This window comes from Agrobacterium salinitolerans (assembly GCF_002008225.1).
In the GTDB taxonomy this organism is placed as follows: domain Bacteria; phylum Pseudomonadota; class Alphaproteobacteria; order Rhizobiales; family Rhizobiaceae; genus Agrobacterium; species Agrobacterium salinitolerans.
This window is the reverse complement of the sequence record NZ_MRDH01000023.1, coordinates 210,530-223,544: the sequence shown is the minus strand read 5'-3', so window position 1 is coordinate 223,544 and position 13,015 is coordinate 210,530. Positions and strand designations below refer to the sequence as shown.

Below are 13,015 nucleotides of genomic sequence, written 5' to 3'. Positions count from 1 at the left end.
GGGTCGTATATATATTACTTAAATATAGTTATTAGTAATACCGAATTTATTGTAAATTAGTTATATCGATAAACTATATCGCAACGGCACTCAAATAAACCTCATCCGAATTCTGATAATTCGGAGATGAGCTTGAAAAACATCTGGCGGGACAAGTCTGGAAACTTTGCAATTCTTAGTGCTCTGTTGATCATACCGATCGTCGGATCTGCCGGCGTTGCGCTGGATGTCGTTCGGGCCATGAGCGTGAAATCCGATCTTCAGATGGCAGCGGACTCTGCGGCTCTGGCCGTGGTTGCGGAAAGTTCAGCCAGTGCCGAGGCTGCACGGCGAATGGCCAGCAACGGCGTCATTTCGGTCGGAAAGGAAGAGGCTGAGGCTTTTTTTCACAGCAATCAGCGAGGGAACCCGGAATATCGCCTATTGGCGCTCGATGTACAGGTGAAGAAGAATGGCACCGTGATCGAATCGTCAGTGAGTTTTAAGGCTTCGCTTAATACAACGCTCTCCAGAGTACTGGGAAAGGATTTCCTGACTGTCTCCGGCAGTGCAACTGCCAAATATGAGACGGAAACCTATACCGATTTCTATCTGCTGCTCGATAACTCGCCTTCCATGGGTGTCGGCGCAACGCCCGCCGATGTGGAAACGATGAAAGTTGCCCTCGGTTGTGAGTTCGCCTGCCATCTCTCATTGCCAGACGGGTCTTCCAATCCCAACAGCAGCTATTTCCGGCTCAGAAACAAGGATCCGAAGGCCCGAGGTTACATAAACGCGACGACGCGCATTGACGTGGTCGCAAAGGCAACCGCAAGCTTAATGGATACTGCCGAGGACACTCGCAAAAGACCCGACCAGTATCGCATTGCGGTCTATACTTTTGGAAAGACAGCAGAGGATGCCTTTTTTAACAAAGACCTTCCGGAAATTGTCTCGCGCACCTCGGATTTGCAGGGGGCCAAAAAAAAGGTCAAAGAAATTGAGTTGATGTCAGTTCCAGACCATCATTACAAAAGCGACCAGCATACGAATTTCGACCGTGCACTGACGAGAATCACACCGAAGATGGGAACATCGGGGAATGGCGCGAGTTCCGCTACACCTGAAAAAATCCTGTTCTTCGTGTCGGATGGCGTGGCCGATGCTGCAAAGGCCGCATGTACCAAGAAAAAGATTTGGAATGGACGCTGCCAGGAACCCATAGACACCAAGCTGTGCGACAACCTCAAGAAACAAGGATTCCGTATCGCCGTGCTTTACACGACGTATCTGCCGCTTCCTGATAATCCTCACTACAAGAATTGGATCGCACCATTCGAAACGGAAATCGGCCCGCGCATGCAAGCCTGCGCCTCCCCTGGCTTGTTCTTCGAGGTCAGTCCTTCGCAGGGCATCAGCGAGGCCATGTCGGCGCTTTTTAAAAAGGCGATCAGCTCGCCACGCCTGACCAACTGATGACCAGCATAGCGGAAGGCTGGTTGGATCGGTATTTAGTTATTTAGGAAATTAGATTTATCGAAAATTAGTTATCCTTTGAAACTGCCCTTCAACATTCTTTTTCTAAGTTCTGTCTCCAAAAGCGCTATGGGGGCAGATTTGAAAAATATCTGGCAGGATAGATCAGGAAATTTCGGAATTCTAACTGCTTTGCTTTTGGTGCCGCTCATCGGTACGGCCGGCGTTGCGCTGGATGTGACTCACAGCATGGCCGTAAAATCCGATCTGCAGATGGCAGCGGATGCCGCAGCCCTTGCGGTGGTTGCCGATACATCGTCGAGTGTTCAAAAGGCGAAGGAAATGTCGGGCGATGGCGTCATTTCGCTCGGCGCTGATGACGCCTCCGCATTCTTTGAAAGCAATGAGCGGTCCAATCCCGATTACAAGCTTCTGTCTCTGGATGTGTCGGTGACCAAGCACGGTAACGCGATCGAATCCTCGGTCAGCTTCAAGGCTTCCATTGACACGACGCTTTCACGGATACTCGGGGAGGATCTCATTACCGTTTCGGGCAAGGCGACCGCCAAATACGAGACGGAAACATTCAGCGACTTCTATGTGCTTCTTGATAACACCCCCTCAATGGGCGTCGGCGCCACGCCAACCGACGTTGCCACCATGGTCGCGAATACGAGCGACAAATGTGCTTTCGCCTGTCACATCGTGAAAGACGGTGTCGTGGATACGAACAGCTATTATTACAAGGCGAAAAGTCTCGGCGTGACGACGCGCATCAATGTGGTCGCAAAGGCAACAGCGAGCCTTATGGACACGGCGAAGTCCATGCGCAAAAGCAGCAATCAATATCGCATGGCAGTCTATTCCTTTGGAGAGAAAGCCGAAGATACGAAGCTGCTTGAGGTCGTACCGCTCACGTCGGATCTGGCGACGGCGAAGAAGAAAGCCGCTGAAGTTGATCTCATGTCTATCCCCAAGCAGGGATTCAACAACGACCAGCAGACGGATTTCGACCGGGCACTGACCCAGATCGGGGACAAGATCGGCACCTCCGGCACGGGCGCGAGTTCGGCGAGCCCGGAAAAGATCGTCTTCTTCGTGACCGATGGTGTCGGCGATAGCTATAAGCCATCGACCTGCACCAAAAAAACGACGAGCGGCCGCTGTCAGGAACCGATCGACGTCAAATATTGCACGAAGCTGAAAGAAAAGGGTTTTCGCATCGCCGTGCTCTACACCACCTACCTGCCGCTGCCGACCAATGACTGGTACAATAGCTGGATCAAGCCGTTTCAGCCGGAAATCGGCACGCGCATGCAGTCCTGCGCTTCTCCGGGCCTGTTCTTCGAAGTTAGCCCGTCGCAGGGCATCAGCGATGCGATGACCGCGCTTTTCAAGAAGGCCATAACATCACCCCGTCTGACGGGGTGATGACAGGGACGACCTCGGCTATCGTTCAGTTGATTGTGCGAAGCTGCTCAAACAGCGGATGATGGCTGCTATCTGCACGATAGAACACCGCTGGTTCGCCGAGCGGCGCCGCCACGGTGACGTTGTGTCCGCCGGGATAATGCGCACCGCTCCACAGGTGTACCCATTCACCGTCGCCCGGAAGATAGAGCGAGCGTTGCGTTTCACCCGCTTTCCACACAGGTGCGACAAGTATGTCCGGCCCGTAAAGATAGCAGTCCTGAATCGCAAAGGTCTGGCGATCATTTTCGTAATGCAAGAAGAGCGGACGTTGCACCGGCAGGCCTGTTCTTGCCGCTTCCGCGGAGAGCGATTTCAGATAGGGGGCCAGCGCGACATAGATGGATGTCATGCGGGCGAAATGGGAAAGAATCGTTTCATCCTGATCGATCTGGAGATTGTCGCGCGGCCGATTGCCCTCGTGGGTGCGCATGACCGGCGTGAAGGCGGCCATCTCCGTCCAGCGCATGATGAGTTCCGCTGTGCGGACATTGCCGAACAGGCTGGTGTAACCGCCAATGTCGGAATGGTGATAGGCATTGCCCATGAGGCCGGAGGAGAGCGCGCCGCAGATGACGGTGACAAGGCCGTCGTGACGGGAGAAGTCGACCGATTGGTCACCGCCCCAGATCAGCGGGCAGTGAGTCTGCACGCCGGTGAAGCCTGCGCGCATGAAGAACAGTGCTTCACCGGTCTTGCCGCGACTTTCGACGCCCTTCGCATTGACCTCGGCCCAGAGCGTGGGCCAGGCATTGTGCATCAGCTTGGCATCGACGCCGTTGGACAACGTGATGTCGATCGGCAGATATTCGCCGAAATCGGCCATCCAGCCGGAGAGGCCGAAATCGAGCATGTTTTTGCCGATGATCTCTTCGGCGAACCAGTCGGCGGCGGCTGGATTGGTGAAATCGACTACGCCGCAATCGAACTCGCCGAAATCCACCAGCGCCGTTTTGCCATCGGCGTCGGTTGCGAAATAGCCGGCTTTTTCGGCGACCGGGAAAAGCGGGCCGTCGACGCAGAGATAGGGGTTCACGTAACCGAGGAAACGAACGCCCTGATCGGCCAGCTCGGCAATCTTCTGGCGCAGATGCGGGTAGCGGGTCTCATTCGCCTGCCAGTCCCAGAACAGACGGGCGCCGAAGGATGTCTGGCGCAGACCCACCCAGTCCTCGCACCACAGGCCCGACACCTTCGTTCCGGCCGCCCGGATTTTCTCCAGTCTGGTGAAGGAGTTGACGCCGTCCTTTAACCCTATGATCGCACCGCCATAAATCCATTCCGGCAATTCCGGCTGGCGGCCGAACCGCAGTGAAAGCGCAGACACGATATCGGTGAAATGATCGCCGGCGAAGAATTCGATCTTTTCTGGGATGGCCCAGATTTCGATCTCATGGAAATCGTCGTTGCGGAAATCGAAGACCGAATAGGCGCTTGTCTCCACGTGCAGGGCGTATTTGTGCGACGACAGGTAAGTCGGCTGCGGGTAGTTGGTATTGTAATAATCGCCACCCGCCTTGCCGCTGACATCGGACTTGAAAGTGATTTCGGTGGTCTTATCGCGGCCGACCCCGGGCTCGGAGGTCCAGAGCGGGAAGCGCCGGCCGCGCATGTCGAAATAGGACATCTGCTCGCCGCCGCCCCAGACATGCTCGTCCGCCTCCGCGACGACGCGCAGCCAGAGGCGGTTGATCGTCTCGTCCATCGCCGTCAACCTGATAGCGTTGCCGTCGAGCGTCAGGCGAAGGCGCGGCGCCTGTCCTGGCGCGGATGAGAGCGTGACGCTGTCGCCACTCACCTCGGCATGGCGCAGGGCCGTTCTCTCGATGACATAGTCTTCGATATCGAAATTGCCGCGATACATGTCCATTCGCTCTTTACCGAAACCGGCGAAGAAGGCCGGATTATCGGTCGAATGGGAAAGGATTGTGCGATTGCCGATCGCAAGCGTGAAGCCGTCTTTGGTCGTTTCGAAATACATGACTTACCCTTTTAGCCCTTGAGACCACCGGCGGTGAGACCCGAGACGACCCGTTCCTGGAAGATGACGATCAGGATCGCAACCGGCACGATGCCGACCACCAGCGCTGCCGAAATGACCGGCCAGGGGAAGGCGAATTCACCCTGATACAGCTGGATGCCGACGGGAAGCGTGCGGAGCGCTGGGTTCGAGTTGAACGAGAGTGCCAGTAGGAACTCATCCCAGGCATTGACGAAGGCAAGGATGCCGGCGGTGAAAACGCCCGGCGCGCAGAGTGGCACGACGACCTTGAACAGCGCGCCGATGCGGGTGCAGCCATCGATCATGGCGGCGTTTTCGAGGTCGCGCGGGATGCTTTCGAAGAAAGAGACGAGCATTAGCGTGCAGACCGGAAGAGAGAGGACCGTGTAGGGCAGGATCAGTGCCGTCCAGCTGTTGAGCAGGTTCAGCGCGCGCATGATTTCGAACAGCGGTACCAGCAGCGTCACCAGTGGGAAGGTGGAAACGGCGATGATGAGCGACAGGATCAGCGCCCGGTATTTGAGGTTCAGCCGCGCCAGTGCATAGGCCGCCAGCACCGAAATCAGGATGGTGAGCGCGGTGGAAAGCAGCGCCACCATGAAGCTGTTGAACAGGAAGAGGTGCAGCGGCTGGTCGGAAAAGGCCTGCATGTAATTGGCGAGTGTCGGCGCATGCGGAAACCAGGTAATGGGTTTCGCGGTCAATTCCGCTTCGGTCTTCAGCGATGTGAAGAGAATCCAGATCGCGGGGAAGAGGCCGTTCACCAGAAGAATGGAGGCGGCGATGAAACGCAGCGGCTTGCCGGAGAAGAAGGAGGACAGACCGGAGGAGGTGGCAACGGTGCTCATGGGATCAGTCCTTCGTCCTGATAATGCGGAGGTAAACGGCGGTAACGCACATGGAAAGCGCAAACATCATGACAGCAAGCGCAGAACCGTAACCGAGATCGAGGAAGGAGACGGTGTTCTGGTGAATATACATCGCAAGCGTGGTGGTGGATGTGCCGGGGCCGCCGCCGGTCATCATGTAAGGAATATCAAAGGTCTGCAGCGCCGTGATCGTGCGGAAGATGAGCGCGACGACGATCGACGGCTTCAAAAGCGGCAGAGTGATTTCGAAGAACTGACGGATTTTGCCGGCGCCATCCACATCAGCCGCTTCATAGAGCGAGCGCGGAATGGTCTGCAGGCCGGCGAGGATCATCAGCGCCATAAACGACGAAGTTTTCCAGATGATCGTCAGGCAGATGGCCGCAAAGGCCCAGTTCGGCGAGTTGAACCAGATGATGCCTTCGAAGCCCAACCGGTTCAGCACGTCATTGACCACGCCATATTCATAATGGAAGAACCACGCGAAGATGAGACCTGCAAAGGATAGCGGCAGCGCCCAGGGAATGAGAAGGGAAAGCCGCATCGGCCACTGCATGGAAAAAGGCAGGTTGGCAAGCAGTGCGAGACCAAGGCCCATGAACAGCGCGCCCGGTACGGTGATCAGCGTGATCAGAACCGTATTCCAGGTTGTTTCCCAGAAAATCGGATCATCGAACATGGCGGTATAATTTTCAAAGCCGATAAATTCCGCCGGCAGCCCTGATGTCAACGAAAGGCTGAAAAAGGAGGTATAGACGAGCCGCGCCACCGGATAGACGATGATGAGCGACAGCAGGATCGCCGCCGGCGTTAGGAGAAGCACGGCCAGCGACCGGTCGCCGAGATCGAGCCATCGCGTCCAGCGCGGCAGCTGCTTTTCGTCCACCCGGACCATGGTTCTTTCCGGCATTGTCACGTCTGCCACTCCCGCAACTGGATTCACGTCGTCGTCTCCCGATCGGACCGGTTCTTATCCGGCCCGTTTATCGCGCCCTTCAGGCGGCTTTATTCCTGTCCGTCGAAACGGCCGGAAAGGGCATGGCAAGCATGCCGCCTTCCGGCCTGAAGTTTAGCGCAGAACGCGCCGCAGACGGCTTTCCATCTGCTTTGCACCGTCTTCCGGTGTCATCACGCCGGCAAGAACGCCATTGACGGTGGTGCGGATCGTCTCGCTGACCTCGTTGTAACGCGGGGTAACCGGACGGGCCTTTGCCGTTTCAACGACGGGCAGGGCGTCCGCGAACCACGGGATCGTCTTGGTTACGTCGGCATCCTTGTAGAGGGCGGCATAGGTGGGCAGAAGCGCTGCGTTGATCGCCATGAACTTCGACACATCCTGACTGGAGAGATATTCCACCAGCTTCTTGGCTTCATCCTGCTGTTTGGAATAGGCCGAAACGCCGAACTCCCAGCCGCCGAGGCAGGTCGTCTGCTCGCCGCCCTTGACGGCCGGCAGACGGGCAACGCCGACCTTGTCGTTCACCTGTGATTCCTTGCCCTGGAAATGGGTCCAGGCGTAGGACCAGTTGACGGCGAAGAGAACCTTGCCGGCCTGGAATTCCTTGCGGGTGTCGTCGGTCGCGACTTCCGAAATATTCTTCTTGGAAATGCCTTCGTCGACAAAGCTCTTCCAGAGCTTCAGGGAATCCACCGCTGCCTTGTTGTCGAAATTCAGCTTGCCGTTTTCAACCAGCGACTTGCCCTCGCTCCAATAGGGCAGGAGGAAGGTGCAGACCGCGCCTTCGATCGCCTTGCCCTGGAAGGACAGGCCCTGAAGTTCGGGGTTCTTTTCGCCTTCCATGACCTTCTTGGAGGCTTCCTTCAGCTCGTCCCAGGTGGTCGGCGGCTTGAGGCCGTATTTGTCGAGCAGGTCTTTACGGTAATAGAGGAACATGGAGTCGGCAAACGCGGGCAGCGCCACGATTTTGCCGTCTACGGTATTTGCTTCGGCATAGGTCGGCAGATAGGCCGACATGTCCTTGCCTGAGAAATCGCTGGTCCAGCCAGCGGTGGCGAACTGCGCGGGACGGATGACGTCGAGCATCAGCACGTCAAGGCTCGAATCCTTGGCCGACATGACGGTATTGAGATATTGCGCCTGCATTTCCGAGGTGTTGCCGCCGGTCTCGATGACCACTTTCACGCCGGGCGTCTTCGCTTCATATTGATCGAGCGCCTTGCGCCAGACATCCGGCTGATGCTGGCTGGAAACGAAGATCTTCAGTTCGGCATCGGCAAAGGCCTGTCCCGAAAAGGCGAGCATGGTTGCGCAAAGCGCGGCACCCATGAGGGCTTTGCCCCTGGTGGTTTTAAATGTCATGTGTTCCTCCCATTATTAAACCTGTTGGCCGCAGCGTCTCTTCGCCCGGCAATCAGTGAATCGAGCGTTCCGTCGCGGCGTCGAAAAGATGAACCTTGGACGGATCGACGCCGATCTTCAGTTCCTCATTCGGAGCAGGCCGCAGATGCGGCGGCATACGTGCGGTCAGCGCCGCATCGCCGAGGCTGAAATGGACGAGCGTGTCCGAGCCGAGCGGTTCCACCACCTGCACCTTGACCGCAAGCTGCGTGTCAAAGCCCTCGACGGGGCCGAAATGTTCCGGGCGAATGCCGACGATGACTTCACGCCCGTCGAGGCCTGTTTCGCGCGATGGCCGGATGGCGGTCATCGGCAGGGAATTGCCGTCGGAGAATGCCAACCGGTCGCCGCTCACCTTTGCGCGGGCGAAGTTCATCGCCGGAGCCCCGACGAAACCGCCGACGAACACGCTTTCAGGCCGGTTATAGACCTCGTCAGGTGTACCGACCTGCTCGATATCGCCGCCACGCAGGATGACGATGCGATCTGCAAGCGTCATCGCCTCCACCTGATCATGGGTAACGTAGATGATCGTCGTGCCGAGCTGCTGATGCAGGCGCTTGATTTCCGTGCGCACCTGTCCGCGGAGTTTAGCGTCGAGGTTGGAAAGCGGCTCGTCGAACAGGAAGACCTGCGGGCGGCGCACGATGGCGCGGCCCATGGCCACACGCTGGCGCTGGCCGCCGGAGAGCTGGCCGGGCCGCCGGTCGAGAAGGTGCTCGATGCCCAGCATCTTCGCGGCCTCATCGATGCTGGCATTGGCCTGCGATGCGCTGACACCGCGCACTTTCAGACTGAAACCCATGTTTTCACGCACCGTCTTGTGCGGATAAAGCGCATAGTCCTGAAACACCATGGCAATGTCGCGCTCACGCGGCGGCAGCTTGTTGACAACGCGGTCACCGATCTTCACTTCGCCGCCGGTAATGCTCTCCAGCCCCGCGACCATGCGCAGCGTCGTGGATTTGCCGCAGCCGGAAGGGCCGACGAAGACGACGAATTCGCCATCGTTGATTTCAAGGTCGATGCCCTTGACGATGCGAAGCGCACCGTAACTCTTGTCCAGCTTGCGCAGGCTGACCGAAGCCATATTTTCCTCCTCACGACCGGCGCGTCCAGAATTCGAATGGACGCCATTGCCGGTATCAACCTTCAAGTTCCACGCATCGCATCGTCGAAAATCGATCCCGATTGTCTGGCGATATCGTGGGATGGCGAAACGCCTGTCTCCCTGAGGTCGTGATATTACCTTTCATAAAAAGGAAATCAATAGTGTATCAATTTTATTTCTGACAGAAATCAAAAACTATTAACCCGTTGATTAAAAGAAATATAACTGCAAAATCAGCTCGACGGCAGGCTGCTGCTTGCTTGCCTCCCGTCAAATTCTTTCATCTATGTGGAGCACGCGAAATTTTCGCAGTCTCAACGTATGCGTGAAACGTATCGTGCGACGGTATGGTCGAACCAGGTCCATGAAACTTCGGCCACCGCGCCATCCTGTGCCTGGCTGAGGCGCAGCACCCGCGGCACAGAGGCGCCGGCTTTCTGGCCGAAAACCTCGGGTGTCCATTCGGGCGCGTCACCGAGATCGATGCGATCCTCCGCCTTCGATATCCAGAGATTGAGGCGGGTGCGGTAATAGAGGTAGAGGGATTCCGACATGTTTTCGATGGCGATGGTGTCCACGTAAGAACCGTCCAGCCAGATCTCCTCGATGGCCGCGGGTTTGCCGGCGATGCGCCGCAGCCGTCTTATCCTGTGCCCTTCGGTCGATGTGCCGAAAGCGGGCAGGTCAGCGGGCTTGGCAAGGCGCGCCACATCCAAAACCTCCGCCGTCGGCAGGCCGCCGCCTTCGATCAGTTCAAGCCGGAAGAAGGCGTAGACGCTTTGCGGATCGCTGACGGCGCGAATGTAATTGCCGGAGCCCTGCACGCGCTCCAGAAGGCCGCGCTCCTGCAGTTCAGCAAGCGCCTTGCGCAGCGTGCCGACGGCGATGCCGAGATCGGCCGCCATGTCGCGCTCCGGCGCCAGCTTCTCGCCATCGATCAACCGGCCCGCCGCCACTTCGCGCACCAGCATTTCGGCGATCTGCATATACATGGGCAGGCTGCCGCCAGTGTGTTTCATATACCGTTTCCTCCCCCGAAACAAAAATTGATACATCATTGATTTACATATTTCTTGATGTTATGCAAGAAAAACGAGAGCGGCCCTGAGGAGGAATTGCATGACCGTCGTACCCGTTACATCCGCTGATCTCGATGCTGCCGAGGTCTCCTGGTTTTCCGCTTTGTGTTCCGATGACTACGCCTATCTTGGCGTGCCTGACGGTAGCTTGCGTTCCAGTTTCGAGCATTGTTCCGATATCGTTAAAAAGGCCGAAGAACTCGGTTTTCGCAATATCCTCTGCCCCTCATCCTATCAGGTGGGGCAGGATACGCTGAGCTTCGTCGCCGGCTGTGCGCCGATCAGCGACCGCATCAATTTTCTTGCTGCTATCCGTTGTGGCGAAATGCAGCCGATCATGCTGGCCCGTACGGTAGCGACGCTCGACCATATGTTGAAGGGCCGCCTGACGCTCAACGTCATCAGCTCCGATTTCCCCGGCGAAGTGGCTGATAGCGCCTTTCGCTACAAGCGCAGCCACGAGGTCGTTGAGATCCTGCGCCAAGCCTGGACGCGTGACACCATCGACCATGACGGCGAAATCTACCAATTCAAGGGCGTCTCCACCGAGCCGGCACGGCCCTACCAGCAAAATGGCGGACCGCTCCTTTATTTCGGTGGCTACTCGCCGGATGCGCTGGAACTCTGCGGCGCGCAGTGTGACGTCTATCTGATGTGGCCTGAGACGAAGGACCAGCTGGCGGATCGCATGCGCGCCGCCAACGAGCGCGCCGCCGCCCATGGCCGCACGCTGGATTACGGCCTGCGTGTCCATATGGTGGTGCGCGATACCGAACAGGAAGCCCGTGAATATGCCGAGCATCTTGTCTCGAAGCTCGATGACGAGTACGGCCAGCTTATCCGCAACCGCGCCCATGACAGCGGTTCGCTCGGTGTCTCCCATCAGGCGCGCGCCCGTGAACTCGCCGACAAGTTCGGTTATGTCGAACCCAATCTATGGACCGGCATCGGCCGGGCGCGTTCGGGCTGCGGTGCGGCGCTGGTCGGTTCCACCGACAAGGTGCTTTCGGCGCTGGAGGAATACCAGAAGATGGGCATTCGCGCCTTCATCCTGTCCGGTTATCCGCATCTCGATGAAGCGGAGCACTTCGGCACCAAGGTTCTGCCGCAGATGAAAACCTGCTCCCTGCCGCATGCCTACGGCCGGGTGCCTTCCGAAACGCCAGCGACGCCGCTCGGCAACGGGGAACGCCACTGATGGAACGTATCGCTCTTTCTGACAAACTCGAACTCAGCCGCATCGTTTACGGCATGTGGCGCATCGGTGACGACGCCGACACGTCACCAGCCCATGTTCAGGCGAAGATCGAGGCTTGCCTCGCGCAGGGCATCACCACCATGGATCAGGCCGATATCTACGGCGGATACACGGCGGAGGCCATTCTCGGCGCCGGCCTGAAGGCTGCGCCGGGACTGCGCGACAGAATAGAAATCGTCACGAAATGCGGCATCGTCGCGCCGGCCGGTCGCCACGCCGCCGCCCGTGTCAAACATTACGATACGACGGCCGGCCACATCAATGCTTCGGTCGAAGCCTCGCTACGTGACATGGGAACCGATCACGTCGATCTGCTCCTCATTCACCGCCCTGACCCGCTGATCGATGCGGAAGAAACCGGTAAGGCGCTCGATGCGCTGGTGGCTTCCGGCAAGGTCAAGGCAGTGGGCGTCTCAAACTTCCGCCCGTGGGATTTTTCGCTGCTGCAATCGGCCATGAGCAACCGGCTCGTGACCAACCAGATCGAAATGAGCCTTCTTGCCACCGATACCTTCACCAATGGCGATCTGGCTTACCTGCAGGAAAAGCGGGTTTCGCCCATGGCATGGTCGCCGCTCGGGGGCGGTTCGCTGTTCTCCGGCGCGCATGGGGGCACCATGGCTGCCTTGCAGCGTATCGGCAAGGAACAGGGCGTCGATGCGACGGCTGTCGCGATCGCCTGGCTGCTACGCCATCCGGCAAAGATCGTGCCGGTTCTCGGAACCAACAATCTCGAACGCATCAGAACGGCGGCCGATGCGCTCCGCGTGACGATGGACCGCCAGACATGGTTTGAACTCTACACCCTTGCGATTGGAAAAGAGGTGGCGTGATGACAGTGGCAGAGGCAATCAAGATGCCCAATGAGCATGTATTCGTTCCCGGCGGCGAAAACAGCCGCAGTTTCCGCAATGCGCTCGGCGCTTTCACGACAGGCGTCACGGTGGTAACCGCCACCACGCCGGAAGGTCCGATTGGCATGACGGTCAATAGCTTTGCGTCGGTATCGCTCGATCCGCCGCTGGTTCTTTGGTCGCCGGCCAAAAGCTCGTCGCGTTATGAGGCCTTCAACGGCGCCACGCATTTCGCGATCCACGTACTGAGTGCCGATCAGGATGTGCTGAGCGCCCGGTTCACTCGTAATGGCCGTGCTTTCGACGATCTGGATTGGGAGCTGAACGACGAGGGCGTGCCGGTCATTCCCGGAACGCTCGCTCGTTTCGAATGCCGCCAGGCGGCAGCCCATGATGCGGGCGATCACACGATCATCGTCGGAGAAGTTCTGCGCGCAGCCCATCGTGACGGGGACCCTCTATGCTTTTCAGGCGGAGCCTTTGGCCGGTTTTCGCGGCAATAAAAGAGCCTGGCTGGATTTTCAAAGTCGCTGGCGAGGCTCTGTTATTGCAGCCGTA

11 protein-coding genes are annotated in these 13,015 nt (G+C 57.8%); 5 read left to right on the top strand and 6 right to left on the bottom strand.

Going from position 1 to position 13,015, the window contains the following annotated elements:
• Window positions 1–132: 132 nt before the first annotated feature.
• Window positions 133–1,455 carry a Tad domain-containing protein gene (locus BS627_RS16850; protein WP_077984374.1) on the top strand — a complete coding sequence of 441 codons (1,323 nt, stop codon included), beginning with the start codon at window positions 133–135 and terminating at the stop codon, window positions 1,453–1,455.
• Between the two features lie 141 nt (window positions 1,456–1,596).
• On the top strand, window positions 1,597–2,886 hold the full coding sequence (locus BS627_RS16845) for a pilus assembly protein TadG-related protein (protein WP_077984373.1): 1,290 nt from the start codon (window positions 1,597–1,599) through the stop codon (window positions 2,884–2,886).
• Between the two features lie 25 nt (window positions 2,887–2,911).
• Here the strand turns inward: BS627_RS16845 and BS627_RS16840 are convergent, their stop codons facing one another.
• The 6 genes from BS627_RS16840 to BS627_RS16815 form a co-directional block, all read right to left on the bottom strand.
• Window positions 2,912–4,906, bottom strand: a complete 1,995-nt coding sequence (locus BS627_RS16840; protein WP_077984318.1) for an alpha-glucosidase — start codon at window positions 4,904–4,906, stop codon at window positions 2,912–2,914.
• A gap of 11 nt (window positions 4,907–4,917) precedes the next feature.
• Window positions 4,918–5,775, bottom strand: coding sequence for a carbohydrate ABC transporter permease (locus BS627_RS16835; protein WP_077984317.1), 858 nt, complete (start codon window positions 5,773–5,775; stop codon window positions 4,918–4,920).
• Window positions 5,776–5,779: 4 nt separating this feature from the next.
• Window positions 5,780–6,691 (bottom strand): carbohydrate ABC transporter permease, encoded by a 912-nt coding sequence (locus BS627_RS16830; protein ID WP_165691282.1) that lies wholly within the window; start codon window positions 6,689–6,691, stop codon window positions 5,780–5,782.
• Between the two features lie 174 nt (window positions 6,692–6,865).
• On the bottom strand, window positions 6,866–8,116 hold the full coding sequence (locus BS627_RS16825) for an ABC transporter substrate-binding protein (protein WP_077984315.1): 1,251 nt from the start codon (window positions 8,114–8,116) through the stop codon (window positions 6,866–6,868).
• Window positions 8,117–8,168: 52 nt separating this feature from the next.
• A complete protein-coding gene (locus BS627_RS16820) occupies window positions 8,169–9,245 on the bottom strand; it encodes an ABC transporter ATP-binding protein (RefSeq protein ID WP_077984372.1) in 1,077 nt (358 codons plus the stop codon).
• 335 nt (window positions 9,246–9,580) lie between these two features.
• Window positions 9,581–10,285: a GntR family transcriptional regulator gene (locus BS627_RS16815; RefSeq protein WP_077984314.1), complete on the bottom strand. Its 705-nt coding sequence runs from the start codon at window positions 10,283–10,285 to the stop codon at window positions 9,581–9,583.
• Between the two features lie 100 nt (window positions 10,286–10,385).
• Here BS627_RS16815 and BS627_RS16810 point away from each other — a divergent pair, with 100 nt between their 5' ends.
• The 3 genes from BS627_RS16810 to smoA are packed head-to-tail and all read left to right on the top strand — an operon-like array spanning window position 10,386 to window position 12,960.
• Window positions 10,386–11,543 (top strand): LLM class flavin-dependent oxidoreductase, encoded by a 1,158-nt coding sequence (locus BS627_RS16810; protein WP_003519880.1) that lies wholly within the window; start codon window positions 10,386–10,388, stop codon window positions 11,541–11,543.
• A complete protein-coding gene (locus BS627_RS16805) occupies window positions 11,543–12,436 on the top strand; it encodes an aldo/keto reductase (protein WP_077984313.1) in 894 nt (297 codons plus the stop codon). The genes BS627_RS16810 and BS627_RS16805 overlap by 1 nt, the downstream gene beginning before the upstream one ends.
• Complete coding sequence (smoA, locus tag BS627_RS16800) at window positions 12,436–12,960, top strand: NADH-dependent FMN reductase SmoA (RefSeq protein ID WP_077984312.1); 525 nt, start codon at window positions 12,436–12,438, stop codon at window positions 12,958–12,960. The genes BS627_RS16805 and smoA overlap by 1 nt, the downstream gene beginning before the upstream one ends.
• The last annotated feature ends 55 nt before the right edge of the window (window positions 12,961–13,015 follow it).